The organism is Anabaena sp. EIM26, assembly GCF_057568715.1.
This window is the reverse complement of the sequence record NZ_CM172472.1, coordinates 2,082,687-2,103,254: the sequence shown is the minus strand read 5'-3', so window position 1 is coordinate 2,103,254 and position 20,568 is coordinate 2,082,687. Positions and strand designations below refer to the sequence as shown.

Genomic DNA, 20,568 nt, shown 5'->3' with positions numbered 1-20,568 from the left:
CCTGCAAATAGACGTATACCAACCATAATATTGGTTGGTTAATCTTTAATAGTGTTACTTTTCTTTATAAAACCTGTAAATGATTGTTGCAAGTTTCTTAGGTAATACTAATCCTAACGCGCCATATCACCAGATGCTCACAATTATAAAAAAAATGCTGCAACTCCGACCAAAAAAGGGTTTTATTCCTGACTCCTGACTCCTGACTCCTGACTCCTGACTCCCGACTCCTGACTTCTGACTTCTGACTCCTGACTCCTGCTATATTTCATTTCCCAAACTTTCAGCAAAATCAAGTATTCATAGAATGCTTGCAAAGTACACCAAGCTAAACCAGGGTGTCCGTCTAAGCAACCACCTAAGAAAAAATACATATATACGAAGCGTATCACTGGTCTAGCTGGTACACGCAAAGATAAATCCTTAAGAGCGCGTCGTCTTTCTACTTCCGATTTGCCAAAAAATAAATCTCGCCATTTCACATCCCCATTTTCTAATTGATACAAAGTTTCTTTAGCTTCGTCTGTAGAATAACGGTTATGCTTATCGAGCCAGCGGCTCAAACCTTTGCTAGAAGTGTAATGGGGATAGGTTTCTTTTAAAAAGCTGGTTGCACCATCACAAACTTCCCGTTCTGTATGACCATAGTCTGTAAACCAAACTTTACCATGACGGAAAAGACGCAATTGATAGCGGGGATACTGGGTGCTATAACGAATCCAACGATTCATAAACATCACTCTTTCCGCAACGTAGTAAGCGATGTAATCTGGGTTTTGAGTTGCGGCGACACATTCAGCAAAAAGTTCTGGGGTCATGCGCTCATCGGCTTCGAGAATGTACACCCATTCATGTTTGGGAAGAACGGATTCTAGCATCCAGGTGCGTTGTTTCCCGTGACTTTCAAAAGGGTGTTGGATGACTCGAATAGGATAACCACTGGCAATTTCTATAGTGCGATCGCTACTACAAGAATCTACAACTATGATGTCATCGGATAACATAGCTGATTCTATACAAGCAGCAATATCTAACTCTTCGTTATATGTGAGTATGTAAATTGAGAACATTTCCGATTTTATAGAGATTTGACGAAACTTATTAATTAGTTTGTAGCAGTGATTTTTATAGCAGATTTCATACCAGTGAGGTACAGTTTGTCATCGCCAAACCTGTAGGGGCGGGATCTCCCCTTCACAAGGGTAGGTTTTTAATATTGTCTGTGAAGGTAAGACTGGGAAGACAAGGAGGGAACGTAGACAAGGAAGATTTTCTCCGCAAATACGAAACATACATATTGTTGTATGGTTTTCCTCCCTTGTCTCCCAAGTCTTGCCCTCACGAGAATGTAAAAAACCTACACCTGTCAGCGGGATTTCCCCGTCCTCAATTGTATTACTGAATGTCCCTTAACGCGCTGGCACCTTACGTTTACTACCTTGTAAAGTACCCATACCTTTTAATCCTGTCCAACCAATGATGATATAACCAATAGACAACAACAAACTGCTCAAACCAATCCGCAGTCCAGATTTCCAAGCATTATCTTTAGCTTCTTTTTCTGCTGTTTCTTTGCGTTGGCGAATTTCGCTCAGTCTTTGATTAGCAACTTCTTTAGGATCTGTTTGTTGAGCGATAAATTTATCAAGCTCTTGGGGATTGGCTTTAAATTTCTTGAGTAATTCTTTTTGTTCTGCGGGAAGTTGGGGGTTTTCCAGTGCTTGCTTATATCTCTGCTCATCTTTAATTAGTTCACCGAACCTAGCTTTAGCTTGGATTCTCGCTTGCTCTAATTGAGCTTTGGCCTGATCGTTGTTGAGTTGGGCTTCAAATTGGGATAACTGGCTGTTAAGTTGATTTTCGGCTTGTTGGGCTTGTTGGGAGATGTCTTTTACAGTTTGTGTGCTGGCTTGCCGCACGTTATTAAGGTGCAGAGGAAAAATCAGCAAAAACATCAATCCCAAGACGCTTGAGAGTATTAAAGATGGAAGTCTTAAATCTATACCTCGTGGGCGATCTTCAGCCCCATCAAACCAATATGCAGCAAATAGCATTCCTAATCCAACTAGCGGCACAATTCCTCGGTCAACTAGGGCTGTTGCCAAGCCAATTTGTGATTGCTTATTAGTGGGACTGAAGCCTAACAACAGGATCAGAAAATCAACGAAAAAAGACAAAATGCAGATTATTCCCACAACTTTGAGTGTGAGTGAAGTATTTGAGGCAGCAGCGCGGTTAACCATATTTTTGTAAATTTGTTGTGAATAAAATTGTTTGCCATATATAAAGTTACAACTCTTGGAGCATAAAACCGAGCAGACTTATCTGCCTCACTGGGGGCTTAACCTAGATTTTTGTGTGAGTATCCACTATAAAAAGTCAAGGCAGATGATATCCATCCAGAATTTTGGTTTTAAACTATACCACAATAGCAACTTTTGAATGCTTTATCGTTAAAAAATACTGAGTCTCACATTTCGACCTTTCCAGCCAGGGTTTGTTCCCAAACGGGTAAATCTTCTGGACGATCTACATCAGCTAAAGTAAATAAATATACAGTTGATAAATTAAGTTTTTGGGCAATCTCTATAGTTTGTCGGCATACTTGACCAGTTCCCCACTCAATTTGAGAAAACAAATCTGGTATTGCTTGCTGCAAACCAATTAAGTAATAACCACCATCAATTGCGGGGCCAAGTACAAGGTCACAAACAGCTAGTTTCTCAAAGGCTGTGGTTAAAAGTTGTGAATTCACTCCAGGACAGTCTGTACCAATGATAATGACATATTCTGCACTCTTGTCAAAAGCATCGGCAAGCGATCGCACCATCCGCTCACCTAAATCTCCCTCTCCTTGAGAATTGTAAACCAAATCTAACCCCAACCAATCTTGCATTAGTTGCAAGTTTCCACCCGCAAACCGCACTTCCACAGTTACAGCCGATGTTTTTTGTAATTCTTTTACCTGCTGGATAGTATATTCCGTCATCTGTCTTTGCAGATTAGCCGCACCAACATCACCCAAAGCAGGGATCATCCGGGTTTTTGTCTTCCCCGGTTCTGGATAGCGGGTAAAAATAATCAGGTGCTGTTTCTCTTTAGTTAGTGATTTCAACACAATATACTGAGTTTATTTAGATATTTAGATATAGCGTTTCCTAATCACATGAGGTATATCATAGCCCCCTCCTCGCTTGCAGGGGGTTGCTCACAAGGGTAGGTATTTTACATTGTCGTGAGGGCAAGACAAGGATGACAAGGAAGGACAGTGGACAAGGGAGGAAAACCGTACAAAATCAGATTCTCTTGGTAACAATAACAGCCCGTCAAAATACCATTGTGCGTATCAAATCTTCCTTGTCTACCTTCCCTCCTTGTCTTCCTAGTCCTGCCTTTACAGTTAATATTAAAAACCTCTGTGAGGGAGGGGGTTGGGGGTGGGGTTTTTGTATCTCATTCAACCAATAACCGCCATACTATATTTAATAACAAAATTTACCATCTTGAGCAGTAGGACGATCTTTTGCCGTTCGCATAGCCCCTAAAATAGTAGAAGCTATCACACAACGCTTCACTGTTCCACTAGACTGACTAAATAAAGTCACTCTCCCTAATTGTTGAAGTTTTACACTACCCGTATAATCAAATTGAATCTGCCGAATATTATTGACAAGATCCAAATTTGTTTCACTATGCAAGCGGACACTAGAATCTAAACTATTCCATACAGCATTGCTGGGGCTAACTGTTGCAGGATGAACAGCCCATTGCACAATACTATTTTGTTCCCTAAAACTAGCTTGCCAAGTCAATTTCTCCTTTTTAGCTTGGTTTTGAGCTTCGCGCATTGCTTGGTAAACTTGACCTTGTGCAACATTCAGACGGCGAATATTCACAAAACCTAACCAACTAGGAGCTGCGATCGCTGATAGTATGCCAATTACAAACACAACAACTAGATTTTCTAACAAGGTAAATCCGTTATTAGATTTATCAAAAAAGTATTTGCACCTTGTATTCATTCGTCATAGCCATATTTGGTTTTACAAAACATTAAGTAAATATCTCTCCAGCTTCACATCATTACAAATAACCATGCTTCCAAAGATAGAAAGGACTCACTAAACTACTTAAAAATAATTGCATTTCACACGCAGCAACTAAATCATTTTCTAAACTATTTCCATATTTAATTAAGTGTAAACACACTTTACGCAAATCATTAAGCATATAGACCAATGAAAAAATTGGTTTCTTCCAAGGTTGTACACTCACCATGCGAGTCACATAACGGCTGAGTCCAATACCCCTAAAAAATGGTATTAAGTATTCTCTTTTTAAACGAAAACTAGGTATTTGATGATAAATTTCCATTTCCGGGTTATACCAAATTTCCCACCCAGCTTTTTGGATATAAGACAACATCTCTAAATCTTCACTGGTCAGCATATTATCAGCTATTCTACCAGTTAAAATTGTTGGACTCTGTGCAATGTCTAAACAAGCCTGACGACGGACAACAAGTCCAGCAGAAGGAGGAAGTAATCTTTTCTTAGTTTCATACAGCAGAGGTAAGTCCCCTCGTTCTGTAATTGCTAAAAATGGGGCAATTCTCTCAAAATTCTCTGGTGGTTTTACCTCCCAGTGAGGATGAATTTGACTACCATATGCCCCAGCTTGGGGATATTTTTGAGCAAAACTATAAGCGGATGAAACCCAGTTAGGGGTTGGGTAATTATCGTCATCTAGAAACCCAATCAATTGACTTTTAGCTTCTGCAATTGCTTTTTTCCTAGCATAAGCTGCTCCCTGTTTGCCTTCAAAGTAGTATTTTAAAGGGAATGAACACAGCCAATTGTTCTGATAGCTTTTCACAATTTTAGCTGTATTATCCGTACTGTTGTTATCAACAACAATAATTTCCCAAGAGATATTTTTTGTATTAATTTGACTTCTTAGTTTTTCTAGTAGCTCAGGTAAACGATGTTCACCGTTGTAAGTAGGGATAGCTACGGTAAAATCAATGCAATTATTCATTGCTTTTAAAGTTATATTTTTACTGAGGGCAGTTTTTTCCAGGAATATAACAATTCCCAAAACAGTTCCTCAAGTTCCAATCTTGCTACTTTTAGGACTCCTTTAGATATGGTTTTTTTACCGAAATTATCTAATTTATTAATACCAATAGATTTAAGTACAACTATTATCTTTTGCTGTTCGCATTCCCCCAATCAGGGTTTCTAAGATAGCACAGCGTCTCAAATTACCAGCTTGAGTAGTTCCTGCTGTGGGTATGGCTACCATTACTTTTAAAGGTATGTCAGCATCATTACCATCAGATTTCCGTGCTAAAGCACCCATATAGTCAAAAGTAATTGTGCCACTTCCAGTTGTAGTCAGAACTATATTCCCAGTAGTAGATTTAGTATTCACACCAGTCATATTGCTATAAAATAGAACCTTACTTTTCTCCAAATCACTTCCTAAACTATTCCAACCCAAACTCGGTAGAGTAGTACCCTGATAAATAACATACTCAGGAATGTTACTGGTGCTATTGACTCTAAAACTGGCGCTATAGTTCAATTTGCTATTTTTAGCTGATGTCTGAGCTTGCTGTAAAGCTGATAGAACACCGTCGTAAGCTTTATTTAATCGTTGTCGGTTGAGAAATCCCTGCCAACTAGGAGCTACTATTGCCGATAAAACGCCTATCATCAATATAACTACGAGTAGTTCTATTAAGGTAAAGCCAGCATTCTGATCGGTGTATCCAGATTTTAAATTTCTCAGCTTTCTGGTAGTATTATTGAGGTTGTGATGCCATAACTTAACAAGAAAATTTTCCATTCCATAATCAACAGCCATTTTTTAATCCTCCAATTTTCAGCATTATTTATACAAGTACCCCCGCCCTTGAACTCTGATGTTTGCAGTAGGAAAATAAGTTTTTTGTCCATCACTATATGCAATGTTATTTCCCTGATTATTAATACGAGCTAGAGCATTACCACGTATAAATACTTCCGATGTTGTATTAAGTGTATCAATGCAAGCATAAAAACTAGTCATGCTCGTTGGTGCTAATTTTGACCAAATAATGTCAGCACTTGCCGAGTTAGAACAAGTTGCAGCAGGCGCACCAGTTGTGGTTTGATCAATATAGTCTACAAGTACTAAAGTATCAGCTGTATAAGTAGTTGAGGCTTTTTTTGTCCAGGCATTCATACTTTCGGTTATGGTTCCTTGTTGACTGAGATCAAAGGGTTCAAAACCTGTACTAGGACAATATTTATCGGGATTGCTAGTGGGTCCCTTAACATACCTAGAAGTATATCCAGTACAAAGTTTGCTATCACTATCACTTGTACTAGTAGTGACTACACCATCCTTAATTTGCCATCTACCAATACGAGCGGCTTTAGACCAAGTTGTGTCATTATTTTTAATCAAGTAGTAGACAACTAATGAATACACAAAAGTATCATCTTTATCCGTGTTTTCTGAATTAGCGATTACATCTTCAATTAATTCTCGTTTCCAAAAGACAAGAACAGGAGTTCTATCGGATGCTGTAGGTATTTGCGGTCCGCTATTTGCTGTGCTAGTAAGAGCATTAACACCATCTGCATCATAGATATAGATGGCTTGTTTTAAGTCACGAGCAATGTAATCTAGTCCAGCTTGAATTTCTTGCTCGGAATTGGCTTTAGCTTGCTCCTGTTGTTCTGTATTCATGACACTGATCATAAATCCTAATAAGGGCGTGATGATCAGAAATGCCATTACCATACCGATTAACAATTCAATCAGGGTAAAACCACTAGCTTGCTGAATGACTTTTGAGGATTTTAGCTGGTTCCTGAGTAGAAATTTTAGTGTATTAGTCATCATGTGGTCTTTCCTTTACTGAATAGATGCACGCCTTACACACGTTAACTTGTCCCAAGCTTTTATTGACAGGTTCTGCCAGGTGCAGCACCTAAACGCTTACAGAAAGCCTGAAATGAAGTAAAACGAGTGCTGATATCAGTAGTCATTTCTACTAATGGGGCTTGTTTATTACCTAGTCCACCTGTCATTACTGAGGCTTGATTTTTAGTATTTCCTTGGCTGACTAATACAGGGTTGCTAGAATTTCCAAACGCCACATCTCCCCTATATACCCGAATTGCCAACCGATAACCGTCATTTATGCCAGCAGATACTACTTCAATTCGACCAGCTTGGACGAAAAAGTTGATGTTGTTAATATCCGCACAATCTGTTGATATGTTACTGATCACATTATCTTTCCTCAAGCAATAGAGACCAGTTGCTGAGGTGGGAGCAGGCATTTTTGTCGTGTTAACTAAGTAGTCACCTGGTGTGGCCGTAATATTTCTGGGTGAGCCTGTTGTAGGAACAGAAAGAGGAGTACCAAGTACATCTGGGGTTGTAATTGAGCCGGTTATGACACCATCAATAAATGTTTTGGCCGCGTGAGATGCTAGTTCTATCCGTTTCGCTTGAACACGAGTAGCAGTGGATAGAACAATAACTGGTGCGATCGCAGCTAGTAAGATGCTAATTACAACTATCGCTACCAACGACTCAATAATGGTAAAACCAGAATTGCTATCAGAATGACTTGTTTGCTGTTGTTTACGTCTAATCATTGTTTATCACCAGCTTCTAAGTTTTATGGGCAAGTACCATATTGATCTGAATCAATAGCAAAAGTGTCATCACTAGTACTTGTTGTTCCCTTTGTATCTTTAGCACACAACAAAGTTGCCACCCAGATATCATCTCTACCAACTTCTCGGACATACTCATCTGGCTTATCAGGTGGTATAGTCACCAATTTTTGGGCAAATAAATCGGGTGATTGAGACAGCAAACCTACATCATAACCCCACTGCCTCTCAGGAGGAAGATAGAAGGAACCTCTACCACCGTTAATCCCGATTTGATACAGAAGATTATTAGCTGCACCTTCTAGAGAAGTAGTAAATGATGCAGTGGCATAAGCACTTTTTTTAAGCTGCATAAAAGAACCGTTAATTCTAGCTTTAACGTTAGTTGTCCCTGGGTTCCAGTGTTCTAAAAAGCGGGTAAAGTTATGCAGCCCGCCATTATCTTCAGTAGGACGAGCAGGAGTATCACCAGCAGCCATGATGACGTTGAAAGTAGTTTCTGTAGCTACTTGCAACCAATTACTGTTACTATTCGTACCCACATCAGTTGAACTTGAACTTGGAGGAGTACCAAAAGGTGCATCTACTTGTAAAACTGGCAGCAATCGGGGATGGCTGTCCTTCGTTGCGGTCAGAATCTCGTTAGCAAGTACCAACACCCTCCCAGAAGCAACAACTGGATCGTTGTTAGTATCGTTTATTGGGTTGGTAGTAGTTGTCGTTGTTTTGAACCATAAAGCATTATTGTTGGTAACAACCCTGGGATTATTAGTATTACTAGCTCCATAGGGAAACTCTGCTACGTTACCACTTGAATCAATACCCAATGGTGTAGGACGTTTAAATGTTGTGTTGTTATCAAGAACCAATATTCCATTAGTTAATGGATCTGTACTACTAACACGTTTGAAAGCAACTCGACGGGGATAGCGGCTAAGATTAGCAGCAGGAGCATCAACAGTCGTGCCAGCATTTAGCGTTAAAGGAGAGAAGGGTACACTGCCATCAGTGGGCAGTGCAGGTAGCACAGTAGTACTATCACCTGTGGGTATCCATAAACGTCTATTCAGGGCTGAACCTGGTGCGACGTAGTGAACATACCAATCGTCAGCAGTACAAGCTGAAACAGGCAATTTCGGACATATTTCCATCAAATACTCATTGAAGGTTGCCCGGCGTTGAATTGGTGTGACAAAGTTGTTGACGTAAGTACTACCTTGAAACGTATTTGGACTACTAACCCCACCTTCCCAGTCTTTTGGATACCCCCTTAGAGTTGCGCCAGTGTTATACCAGGGAGCATTTGTGGCGAAGGTGTTAGCAAAAAAGCCAACATTTTTCAATGCTGTGATAGAGGCGCTATCTCCCAAGTTATTGTTTAAGTCATAGTCTCCCTCATTGCGGAAGCCCAATCTAAAGTTATTAGAAAGTGCGGTAATGGCATCTGCCAAAATAGAAGCAGGTCGCCACTTGTCACCAGTTGTACAATTCGGCAGCCTTAAATCATTAGGACGACAGGCAAAATTAGGATTACGGGTGCTTTTAGCGCGAGTATAGAAATTGCCCCAATCATCAGTTAGGTCAGTTGTAAATTCCTGTTCGTCGTGTAGATTAAAATCACCCTTGAGATATACAGGCAAATTTGTAGTTAAAATTAACCCTTTCTCTGCATCTCGATAATCCTCTTCACGCCAAATTTCTGAACCATTGAGAAGCATGATCCCATTAGGACGGCGAGTAGGGTCAAGCTTATAGTCCACCGTACTTTCGGATTTTTTCGCCGTTGCATCTGTTAAAGCTGAACTTGCATCTATGAGGGCATCATTGCGAGTGGCATATATAATACCGCTATTTGGCAATAAGTATTCCTGTGATGGAGTTGTCCCACCAATTGCAGTTGTGCGAAGCTGACCTATATTTAAAACAGTGGCACGAATTTCCAGGGGCTGTCTGTCTCTGAGGGGTAGATCATAATTTGCTGCTGCTGGTACTTGCGCTTTGTTTGCAGCAGGTATTCCCGAAGGGCAATCACCGGAGGCTTGAGGACAAAAACCAGCCGCATTAGTGAAAGTTTCTACACCAGAATTGGGTGTTACATCATCATGAACTGCTTTAACCTGCCTCGCATCTAGAAATGCTACTTCTTGAATTGCACCGTGAGGAATTGGTGGGGGGGTAGAAGGTGCTGGAATACTGCCATCGAAAATCTGTAGGGCGCAAATTTCTGCATCTATAGCAGATTGCTCGGCAATGGTGCGATTTGCGGCTGTTTTTGCTAGAGCAGTTTGAAGTGGTTCATTCACCCAACGACCATTTGGATATTTTAATTGGGCTTGGTAATTGAGTACGTTTTGATAGTCACTTACAGCTTTATTAGGCGCACCATAAACTATGCCATTGTGGGAATTCCCGGCATTTGTATTAAGAGCAGTATTGTAAGGCTGAGTGGTAAGGCGGTCAACAGGAGATACATCTGCTAAACCCGATTTATTTCTGGCTAGATCTTCGTTAGTTGGATCATAATAGCTACTGACACAAGCGATGGGTACTGGACTATCCTCATTGTAACTAGTGGATTTATAATGATAAACCGCTGTAGCCCGCATTCGCAAATAAGGTGTAAGTGCGTTTGGTAGTATAATGGTTGGATCAACTGTACTACTTGGTAATGTCGCTGTGCTAGAAGCTACTGGCATCATATCAGACCATATTTTTATAGTCCCAGTATTCACATCTGTAGCTACTGCATAAGTGGTGTCAGTCCCGTCATTTTTACCTGTGGTAGTGTAACCTTGAGGCAAATAAATTCCTGCACCTGTGATGACTCTCAAACCACCAATAGGTTCTTGTGGGTTATCTGGTACTGTAGCGGCGGCTTGCTCCCAAATTCCATCTCTATCTGTAGATCCTACATCAGCCAGTGTTTCTACAAGAGAGCGACGAGTCCTAGGTACTGTAGGACTGGTAGGATTATCCCAGTTAATACCAGTAATTGATTGAGTATCAGTGGCATTTGGTCCCACAAATACTCCTCCTTTAAACCAGAGTTGAGGTAAATTATTACCAACAGAAATCCTATCGCCTAAATATTGCTCTTTTCCACCATAGGTTGTTTGTAACCTCGTTGGTTCAGTTGCACTAGGATAAAGCTTGTTAGTACCATTCAGTGCGAGTGTCAATCCTGCGTAGCCAGTACCTACTTTACCATTAGCAGGGTTGGTAGGAAAGCTCCAAATATTTATTGGGCGTAGTGTGTCACCACTACCTTGCAGTGGTGTTGTTGTGGCATATGTACCTAAAGCATCGCCGCCAAAAGCGACTTCTCTATAAGGAACACGACGGGTACGTCTTTGAAAATACAGCTGTAATTGTTCTGTACGAAATCTTTCTTCTTCTTCTGTAGTGTAACTATCTAACCCAAGTTCATTCTTTGTCTTTTGAATACCTTCTTTAACCTCAGTTGGATCAGTATCCCCATCGTTATCTATAGCTATCTGAGCCGCTACTAAGCGGTTTATACGCTGTACATAGGCTAGACTGTTGTAAGCTATGAGTGATGGGTTGTCTGTGACTGTTTTGTGGTCTTTGATTTGAGAGGTAGAGACATTACCGGTGCCGTTAAATAAATGAACTATGGCTCCATTATTTAAATCACTTGTATTTATAAATCTACCAATACCTATATTGCCCCCAACTATAACCTTGGCATTGTCAGGCTCGTAGAAACAGGAATCTTTGCTACTAATTTGATGTAATGTAATATCTGCACCATCAGAACCCACCAGTAAGTTGCTATTAGTAAAAACCCGTCCATTCAACTTGAAGTTTGCGCCTGGAGTCAGTTCTAAATCATCTTCATAAAGAACAGCATTATTAATTACAGGGATTTGCACTCTGTCTTGTTGATACTCTACGGCAGAAAAGCCTTTGTTACCTTTGTAAACCTCATAATTAGTTGCAGTAGCAGTTGGGATAGTAGCTGTAGTGGTAATAGGAACTGTGGCAGTGTATACAAAAAAAGCTTTTTTCAACCTGCTGCTAAACCTAAACCAACCATTAATACCTACTAAAGTTGCACTTGTACCAAAGGTATCTTCGCACCCTGCCTCCCCATTATTAGCAGCCATAGGTTGAGTTCTCGATTCCAAGGGATTTCTGGCACGAGTATATTGACTACCGCTTAAAGGAGGATTTCTAAAGTAAATACCGTACAGAGTGTAGCTGTCAAATTTCCCGTTATTATCGGTATCTACGGGAAATCTCCATGCTGTAAGCGACTCATCTGCACCAGAAACTAGCCTCAGTTTGGTTTCATCGCCAAATGTATATTCATCTATATTATTCGCCAATGTTTCGTATAATACAGAATCTGCTGGCGTAGCTCTTGGTAGTCGTTTATCTTCAAATAGCTTGTTGATTTTAGCTCTGGCTCGATCAATTGCCGGTGTGGCAGCATTAATAACCGCCTCATTCACACGTACATTACTGGCATTTTTAGCTCGATCAAATGATCGAAACATAATAGCTATAGTCAGTAATACAACTACTATAGAGACCATTGCCACTGTGGGCAAGATAAAACCGGCATTGGCTGTTTCTCGGGTTCTGTTAATTCTAAAAGTAGTACGGAGCAAGTGAATTAGTTGCTTTTTTGCTGCTCTTAAAAACTTCTGAATATTTTTTTTTGATATTCTTAGCATTGCCTGAATTGAGTGACGTTTCTGAGACATAGCTGCTTTCCCTGCTAAGTAATTTGGTACTTATTTTTAATGTTTTTTGGATATCGAAAAAATTGGGCTAAAACTCTATTTTGTAACCAGAATTTAAACTTTATATTCATCTCAATAGTGCATTTTAATTGTGCTAATTGAAAATCAAGTAACTATGCAACTAAATACAATTTACACAAGAAGGTATAACTTAGTTATAACATTGTTGTAATCTTCGCTTTCATCTGGAAAATACTGAAATTATTAAAATTAAATAGTTCTAATATGCTATATTCTAGCATATTGCTCAGTGATTTCACTTAGAAGTGTGGAACTGTAGTCAAACTTTATGAAGTTTCTATTAACAGTGCAAGTTTATACTACCCAGCTTTTATAAAAAAAATATCACTTATGTGCAAAAATATGCAAACTAATTAAAAACCTCCCCAGAGAGGAGGTGATTGAGGGAATATTTTCCTACTCTGGTACTAAGCAGGGATGCGGGTTTAGTAATGGTTCAGGTTAATACCTGCTTCTTTAGCCATTACTTCTATACCTTTTTGGTCTAAAGTTTTGATGGCTTTGGTAGACATTTTTAGTTTTACCCAGCGATTACCACCAGCCCACCAAACGCGCTTGCTTTGCAGGTTAGCTTGTTGCAAACGCTTGGTGCGACGGTGAGAGTGGGAAACAGCCATCGCATTATTAGCCTTTTTACCAGTTAGTTGACAACGACGGGACATGACAAATATCTCCAGATTACTATTTGAGTACAGCCTTTCTATTTTAGGCGCTTTACAGCAAAAATTTGGGTTTGGAATTTGCTATTGCAAAAAGGCAGAAGGGGAGAAGGCTTTTTCTCTGAGATTTTGAACTTTTTTTAAATTTTGGAAGAGCTTAGGTTATATTTTTGCTTAAATTAGCAACATAACACAGAAGCGGCATGGATTAACTAGGGAATATCTAGGGGAGTACCTAGGGGAGTGCGATCGCATAATTAATCAAGATCCCGGTAACAAGATACAATTATTGGTTAATCTACTAATTCTTTCATCAACTGTTTAGCAGTCTGCACAGATACTCGCCAGTTTAATCGAGATTGATATTGCTCAAAAGATGAATACGCTATTTGTTGGTACTCACTATAATTTGTCATTAACCTAATTATATAGTTACAGTATTCGGAAATGCTGGCGTTAATAGAAAATGTTTTACCATTGAAGTTATCTTTAACTACGGTTGGAATACCACCAATATTACTTGCTAAAGAAGGCAAACCAAAAGAACTTGCTTCACAAAATACATGACCAAATGCTTCTGCTCTCGAAGGCAAAATTAAAAAATGTGCTTCAGCTAATAATCTATTGATTGTTTCTGCACCTTCTGTTTTATATTTATCAACAAACCCTATAACTTTCACAAATTCGGGTAGAGGTTCATTAATTTCTGGTTGACATCCCACTACTATTAATTCAGTATTTAATCCTGCTTCATTTAACTCTTTCGCTACTTGAAAAGCAGTATTTCCGCCTTTCCTCAACCAGTCAACACCCATAAAAAGTAATTTGCATTTATTCTTCTCTCTAGAGCCTACAATTACTCGGATATCTTCCCAAGTTCTATCACCTTCTAAATTTGCTCCATAAGGAACTACTTTGATTTTAGATGTAGGAATCCCATAAGTTTGCATAGCATCTTCAGCAGCCCATTCTGAAGTATATATAATTAATTGACAACGATTCAGAGCTTCCGCTTCCATCGTATAGATATTTTTAATATTCTCATCACACAAATTTTCCATATGTCGATAGAAATTTATGAGAGAACTGAGAGTTGCATCAGTCCACAAAACCAGTGGCTGATGACAATTAAGATAAGCAATTGGGACTATATTTTCTGGGCATAAAACTATATCCGTATCTAATAATTTTAATTTTTTTTCAATTTGATGGGCATAATTTTTAACGACTATTGGCTCTGCCCAGCGATAATATTTTTTGTGGAATATATAATTATATAAGCTCCATTTTGCTCTGGTTAATAGGGAAAATTTTTTGCCAAGTGGGCTAATATAATCTATGTATGTAGATTCATCTGTCAGATTTTTAGCAATATAATATTCAGCCGCACAACGCCCTTGCAGATTTTTTGTCCAAGAGCTTTTATTTAAAAAATCATCTACCGCTACATACGCTATTTTCATATTCATAATTTACTTCTTTCTATTAACTAATCTCATACAACGAAATTTAAGAACAGATTGTAATTTTTGACTTCCATTTAGCTTGAAGAATCTGGGACTGGGACATTAGTTTTTATATAACCAAAAAATGTACTAATATTAGAGAGCTTAGGAAATTTATTCAGTAATAACATTGCTTGTTGAGGACTTAGTAGAGTCATAATCATTAGTTTTAAGAAAGCTTTATAGATAATTGGCTTCTGTAAAAGAGTAGTGTCATTTATAATAGTTAGCCATAAAATTCGAGTTGCTTGAATGCTGTTGTGTTTTCCTGGGGCAACTGTCAGGGCTTTGTAGCTGAGGTATTTATATAGATTAGCAATTCTGTAAGGCTTTAGATATTGTAAAGATAGAGGAGCAGTTGCAAACTCTCTTTCAATAATTCGTAAGTTAGATATTTCTAGTCCTAGAATATTAGAAGATTTTGAGTTATTGGATATACGATAAAAAATCTGTACTTGAGGAACAAAAATAAAATGATATTGTGCAGCTAACCGTAACCACATATCTGTATCTTCAGCATTAGTAAGTGTTTCATCAAAACCACCTACTTTGTCGAAAGCCAAAGAGCGAATCATTGCATTAGAACCACTACCAATAAAATCATCCAACAATAACTTTGCATAAACATCACGTTGCCAAGTAGAGTGACTGCATGGACGTAGGAATTTACCTAGTTCGTCAATCGCATCAGTCCAACTGTACACAACAGTTGCTTGGGAATTTTCTTGTAGCACCCTATATTGTGCTTCAAGTTTATCTGATGTCCAAATATCATCTGCATCTAAAAAGGTAATAAACTCACCACAAGCGTGTTTTAAACCACGATTCCGATTAACTGCTGCATTTGCCTTTGGATAAGAAAATAGTTTTATACGTGGATCTTTAATTTGAGAAATAACTTCTAACGTTGAATCTGTTGAATCAGAATTTATTACTATTAACTCGAACTGACCAAATGTTTGATTTAAAACTGAGTGAATAGTTTCATGAATAGTTCTTTCAGCATTAAATACTGGAATAATTACAGATATAATAGACATTATTTTATTTTTAGTAATCTTTTGATTTTTATCCATCCTAAATAGAAAGGACTAATAAAAGTGGCAAAAAGTCTTTCCATTTCACAACCTGCCACAACTTCACTTTCAATTATTTGACAATGACGAATATAATATGATATTAATTTACGTCCATCATTGAGCAAGTATAAAAAAAATAAAAAAGGTCTTTGCCAATTTGTAAGCAGTAACATTCGCAGGTAAAAGCGGCTCAAACCAATTCCACGCATCAAGGAAATTAAGTAATCTCTTTCTAATCTCCAGGATGGGATAATATGTTCTATTAGCATTTCTGGATTATACCAAATTTCCCATCCGGCTCGATAAATATACAACATAGCTTCTACATCTTCACCAGCTAACATTGATGACCCAACCCTACCTACTAGAAAAAGCTTTTTGGGGACATAGTTTTTCCACAGATGACGACGTACAACCAAACCTGCACCTGGGGGAAAACCTTTTTCACGAGGTTCATACAAGAGGGGTTGGGAACCTCTTTCAGTAATAGCTAGGTAAAACAGGATTGGTTTGAGATCTTCTGGGGGTGGGACTTCAAATAAGCCATGAATTTGACTAGCATATACTCCTGCTTTAGGATGTTCTTGTCCAAATTTATAGGATTCAATCACCCAGTTAGGTGCTGGTAAGTTATCATCATCTAAAAAACCAACTAATTCACCTCTTGCTTCTGTGATGGCTTTATTTCTAGCAAAAGCTAATCCTTGTTCCGGTTCAAATATGTAACGTAAGGGTATGTCGTTAGGCCAATTAGCTTGGTATTCCTGAATCAGCTTTGCTGTACCATCTGTACTATTATTATCAACGATGATAATTTCCCAATTAAGATTTTCAATACCTCTTTGAGTTTGCAGCCGTTCTAAAACTTGAGGTAAACGGCTTTCTCCATTGTAAGTAGGTATAGCTACAGTCAAGTTAGGAGACATATTTACTAATACTTACTCGTTTTTCAAAAACAAAAGGGATCATAGCATACATTAATCTTGAGAATTATTTTTCCGGCACTTTGATATTGGGGAAGCAGTTGAATATGAAGGACGGTTATATAGTGCTTCATAATTTTTAGGACGGAAAGGGCGTTGTGCTATGAATTCTTTTATTTGGTTGATCATTCCATATTCCTTTATTTTTGGTGCTTTCTTTCCTTGTCTTTTTAAAAGTTGTAATTCAATTGTTTGTGTTGATTTTTCACCTTTAATCTGCCACCCAATAGACTTGTTGACTACAGAAAAATCAGAAATTTCAATAGGTAGTTTTTCTGGAGATGAATTCCACAAAGGAATCGACTGATTTACGTAAAAAGCAACTATCAAAGACCGCAGAGACCACAAGCAGCTACCTGCTCCTGAATATGAATCAAGAATGCTCAAATCTGTAGAACAGTAACCTTGTGTAACTGTACCTTTTTGTAGTGCATTTTGCTCTACAAAAAAACGCCAAGTTAAGTCTAATGCTTTGTAAGCAAAACCAGGAGATACTATATTTGGCGCTAATAAAGTTCCAGTTAATAGTGGTGTTGGTGCTGCCATACGATAACATAGACTTCTTCCCATTGCAGGAAATCCATTTTTACTGAAGAAATAACGGTAAAACTTTAAAAACTCTTCGTGGGTTTTTCTAATAAAAACAGGGTCAAACTGAGGATCGATTTGGTCTAGCCAGAAAAGACTATAGTGGATAGCCCAAGCGTTATAATAGTCCACTCCTGTGGGTGGGTCATCAAACCATCCCTCACCTATATAATGCCGTTGTTTATAATCTTTATACATATCTTCAATAAATTTATCATATTTTTTGTTACTTACTCCTAGACTTTCAAGAGATTTATGAATAATGATAGGGAAAAGAATCCAATTACTATCAGGTAATTTTGTGACTATTGCTTGCTCAAGCCAAGCAACAATATTGTGGCGTTCTTGAGGCGAAAAGGTAGTCCAAAGATGGTCACGACTAATCCAAAGCCCAAGAGCAATATCAGATGCTTCTACAGTGCGTTGATTTATATTTTTTATTTCGCCCCAGTACTCTGAATTCTGTATATCAGTACCAGCAACTATACCTTGATGCAAAAGTTGAATGAGATCACTTTTATTACCATTAATATCTACAATATGGCTATTTCCAGATGATATCCATACAGCAGCAAGAGGAAAAAAACGGGCAAATCCTTCTATCGCATCTACATTTTTGCCATTAAAGCTACCCACGCCTGGATAATAAACAAGCGCTCCATTAGGAGAACGATATTTTATAAACCCAGTGGTGAAATATTCAAATATAGCTTGGTAACGCAAAAAGGGAGATTGCTGATTTTGATTTATAAAGGTATCTTTAATTTTTGCATCTATTTCTTCATAGCCCTGAAATGGTTTGCTTGTTTTAGACCACCCAGGAACTGCTCTGCTGGAAAGATTTTTTACTTTTGCTTCAATAAACACTACGCACATAGCTATGATCAGCAAAATTGCTATCCACTTCATAGTCTTTTTTGTAAAAAGGTTCATTTTGTGATTAGTTAAAAGGGAAATCACCTTTTTCAATAATAAATTCTTAATATCAATATTTAATTGATTATTGATTTGATTGAATTGATCATTCAATACGGTTTAGTCAAAGCAATTTTGACATTATATTCAATAACTTAACGTAAAAATGAATTTTTTATGATTACCAAATTTGATATTTGGTAATTTTCTTGCTGAATAAGCTATCTGTATTAAGGTAGCTTACGGGAAGGATCGCTCCGATGAATAACTAGCAACTTGAGTCATCACCATGTTTAGCATAATATCATACTTGTGATCATTACTGAAGTACATCAATTTTACACTGAGATCATGGATAAACAACGACTAAAAAAACTGCTAATTGGTGATTTTACCTGGAAACGGATGCTCAAATCTTTAATTTTTATCTACACTTTGTTTGCTGTCTATGTATATTTTCGGGCAGATAGTATGATCTTTCTGCCTCAACCATCTAGCTATGAAGATACAAAAGACATTATCAAGCTGAAGACTAGGGGAAAACAGCAAATTTCAGCAGTATATTTACCAAACAATCAAGCTAAATACACAATTCTTTACGTTCATGGGAATGCGGAAGATTTGGGAGATATCAAAGAAACATTAAAAAAATTACGCGATTTAGGTTTCAGTGTCTTTGCTTATGACTATCGCGGTTATGGTACGAGTGAAGGAACACCTACAGAAAATCATGCTTATCAGGATATTGAAACTGCTTACAATTATTTAATTGAAGATTTAAAGATTAAACCAGAGAAAATTATTGTTTTTGGGCGTTCAGTTGGGGGTGGTTCAGCAGTAGATTTAGCGGTACGAAAACCGTTGGCTGGTTTAATTCTTGAAAGTGCTTTTACTTCAGCTTTTCGGGTTGTTGTACCTTTTTCGATTTTACCTTTTGATAAATTTACTAATTTGGATAAAATCAAAAAAATAAAATTTCCTGTGTTGGTGATACATGGTAAATCAGATGAAATTATTCCTTTTGCTCATGGTGAAAAATTATTTGCTGCTGTTAATTCACCTAAACTTTATTTGTGGGTAGAGACAGCAAATCATAATAATGTACTTTCGGTTGCAGGAGATAATTATGGAAAGATTTTGCGCGAGTTTACTGATTTGCTTTTAAAAAATTAGAACTTATTTCAAATTACAAACTAAAGCTATAATATTCCCATTTTAAAAAATAATTACTCCCCCTAATTCTTGCATCATTTCTTCTAGCAGTTCTTCCATCATATCCTTTCTCGATGAGCGCAAACTGGGGGGACCTGCGAGAAATTCTTTAATGGTAATTTTTTGCTCTCTAAAGTCTTTGATAAAATCACGAATATCCACAATGATATTAATCTGAGATTCTAAAGTTTCTAACATTAAATTAACAGAGTTAATTCCTTGTTTTGCAGCTTTGCGAGAATCAGAAACCATTGTTCCTTCAGGGGTATTTTTAGCTAGACGTAGTTCTTTTTTTAATTTCTCATATTGAGTTTTAAGAATTTCATTCTGTTGTTCTAGATTGTTACATCTACGAGTTAAATCATCTTCACTATTGCTATCAATAGATTCTCCTAGTTGATGCTGACGTTCAATTTCTAAAAGTCTTGCTAAATCTCCTTCTTGGTAGGCTTTATTGATTTCTTTCATGATCTCTGTATGAGACTTATGGGTTTCACTGTCTTGTACTTTATCTGGGTGAAAGATTTCTGCTAATTTCAAAAATGTCTGCCGAACTTTTCTTGATTCTTCTGTTCTGCTTGCAGAAGTAGACTCTGATTCATTTCGTGATTCCCAATAGTGATGACGATTTTGATTATGTTCATCATCATTTTCTGAATTTTCAAACAATTCATCTAGTTCCGTATCATTATCATCTTGTTTTTGGGCAGAGTTGGGGCTAATTATCCCTGACATCTGAAGATTTAAATAAAGCTGTTCTATATTTTTTTGGGTTTGTTTACCAAATTTTCTGGTAGTAAAAATTTCCTTGAAAAGTGCATGAATTTCCTGGTCGAGGTCTGCCATTTTTTTGAAGCATGGGGTGGCTTGATGAAATACCTCGGTGGCTAAAGAACGCATTTGTTCAACAAAGTTATTTAGTTCTGTGCGTTTTCTCTTGATCTGTTTGAGTAGTGATTGGTGTTCTTTTTCTAAACCTTCTAAATGGATATGTAGTTCAGAAAGTGCAAGTACAGGTGTTGGGTTGGTAGGAGATGCAGACTTGGTTTTTCTAGCCATGACAAAGGTAAGTAAGTTTCAGGTTTACAAGATTGCTGTGAGTGGACAGAAGAAATTATAATTATTTAGGGTTTGCTGTAAAGCCCTGCGGGCATAGCT

The 20,568-nt window shown here is 37.9% G+C and carries 16 protein-coding genes; 1 reads left to right on the top strand and 15 read right to left on the bottom strand.

Annotation, left to right across the window (positions count from 1 at the left end; all coding sequences use genetic code 11):
• Positions 1–182 precede the first annotated feature (182 nt).
• The 14 genes from AC012T_RS09080 to AC012T_RS09015 form a co-directional block, all read right to left on the bottom strand.
• Positions 183–1,070: a glycosyltransferase family 2 protein gene (locus tag AC012T_RS09080; protein WP_487065004.1), complete on the bottom strand. Its 888-nt coding sequence runs from the start codon at positions 1,068–1,070 to the stop codon at positions 183–185.
• Positions 1,071–1,409: 339 nt separating this feature from the next.
• Complete coding sequence (hpsJ-B, locus tag AC012T_RS09075; protein WP_487065002.1) at positions 1,410–2,243, bottom strand: hormogonium polysaccharide biosynthesis protein HpsJ; 834 nt, start codon at positions 2,241–2,243, stop codon at positions 1,410–1,412.
• 227 nt (positions 2,244–2,470) lie between these two features.
• Entirely contained in the window at positions 2,471–3,118 is a 648-nt protein-coding gene (locus tag AC012T_RS09070) for a TIGR04282 family arsenosugar biosynthesis glycosyltransferase (protein ID WP_487065000.1), read from the bottom strand.
• A 364-nt stretch (positions 3,119–3,482) separates the two neighbouring features.
• Positions 3,483–4,022, bottom strand: a complete 540-nt coding sequence (locus tag AC012T_RS09065; RefSeq protein WP_487064998.1) for a pilus assembly FimT family protein — start codon at positions 4,020–4,022, stop codon at positions 3,483–3,485.
• A 61-nt stretch (positions 4,023–4,083) separates the two neighbouring features.
• Positions 4,084–5,037 (bottom strand): hormogonium polysaccharide biosynthesis glycosyltransferase HpsE, encoded by a 954-nt coding sequence (gene hpsE, locus AC012T_RS09060; RefSeq protein WP_487064996.1) that lies wholly within the window; start codon positions 5,035–5,037, stop codon positions 4,084–4,086.
• 153 nt (positions 5,038–5,190) lie between these two features.
• Complete coding sequence (locus tag AC012T_RS09055) at positions 5,191–5,868, bottom strand: prepilin-type N-terminal cleavage/methylation domain-containing protein (RefSeq protein ID WP_487064994.1); 678 nt, start codon at positions 5,866–5,868, stop codon at positions 5,191–5,193.
• 24 nt (positions 5,869–5,892) lie between these two features.
• Positions 5,893–6,894 (bottom strand): hormogonium polysaccharide secretion pseudopilin HpsC, encoded by a 1,002-nt coding sequence (hpsC, locus tag AC012T_RS09050; protein ID WP_487064992.1) that lies wholly within the window; start codon positions 6,892–6,894, stop codon positions 5,893–5,895.
• Between the two features lie 59 nt (positions 6,895–6,953).
• The gene (gene hpsB, locus AC012T_RS09045; protein ID WP_487064990.1) at positions 6,954–7,658 is read right to left on the bottom strand and encodes a hormogonium polysaccharide secretion pseudopilin HpsB; all 705 of its coding nucleotides are present in this window, start codon (positions 7,656–7,658) and stop codon (positions 6,954–6,956) included.
• Positions 7,659–7,681: 23 nt separating this feature from the next.
• A complete protein-coding gene (gene hpsA / locus AC012T_RS09040) occupies positions 7,682–12,379 on the bottom strand; it encodes a hormogonium polysaccharide biosynthesis protein HpsA (protein WP_487066517.1) in 4,698 nt (1,565 codons plus the stop codon).
• A gap of 515 nt (positions 12,380–12,894) precedes the next feature.
• Positions 12,895–13,131: a 50S ribosomal protein L28 gene (gene rpmB / locus AC012T_RS09035; RefSeq protein ID WP_015213089.1), complete on the bottom strand. Its 237-nt coding sequence runs from the start codon at positions 13,129–13,131 to the stop codon at positions 12,895–12,897.
• A gap of 290 nt (positions 13,132–13,421) precedes the next feature.
• The gene (locus tag AC012T_RS09030; RefSeq protein WP_487064988.1) at positions 13,422–14,591 is read right to left on the bottom strand and encodes a glycosyltransferase family 4 protein; all 1,170 of its coding nucleotides are present in this window, start codon (positions 14,589–14,591) and stop codon (positions 13,422–13,424) included.
• A gap of 77 nt (positions 14,592–14,668) precedes the next feature.
• A complete protein-coding gene (locus AC012T_RS09025; RefSeq protein ID WP_487064986.1) occupies positions 14,669–15,673 on the bottom strand; it encodes a glycosyltransferase in 1,005 nt (334 codons plus the stop codon).
• Positions 15,673–16,638 carry a hormogonium polysaccharide biosynthesis glycosyltransferase HpsE gene (gene hpsE / locus AC012T_RS09020; protein ID WP_487064984.1) on the bottom strand — a complete coding sequence of 322 codons (966 nt, stop codon included), beginning with the start codon at positions 16,636–16,638 and terminating at the stop codon, positions 15,673–15,675. Before hpsE (AC012T_RS09020) ends, AC012T_RS09025 begins: the two co-directional genes overlap by 1 nt.
• 51 nt (positions 16,639–16,689) lie before the next feature.
• Positions 16,690–18,312, bottom strand: coding sequence for a DUF2264 domain-containing protein (locus tag AC012T_RS09015; protein ID WP_487064982.1), 1,623 nt, complete (start codon positions 18,310–18,312; stop codon positions 16,690–16,692).
• Positions 18,313–18,549: 237 nt separating this feature from the next.
• On the opposite strand from AC012T_RS09015, the gene AC012T_RS09010 reads away from it, so the two are divergent.
• A complete protein-coding gene (locus tag AC012T_RS09010; RefSeq protein ID WP_487064980.1) occupies positions 18,550–19,371 on the top strand; it encodes an alpha/beta hydrolase in 822 nt (273 codons plus the stop codon).
• Positions 19,372–19,413: 42 nt separating this feature from the next.
• Here the strand turns inward: AC012T_RS09010 and AC012T_RS09005 are convergent, their stop codons facing one another.
• Positions 19,414–20,469, bottom strand: coding sequence for a J domain-containing protein (locus AC012T_RS09005; protein WP_487064978.1), 1,056 nt, complete (start codon positions 20,467–20,469; stop codon positions 19,414–19,416).
• Between the last annotated feature and the right edge of the window lie 99 nt (positions 20,470–20,568).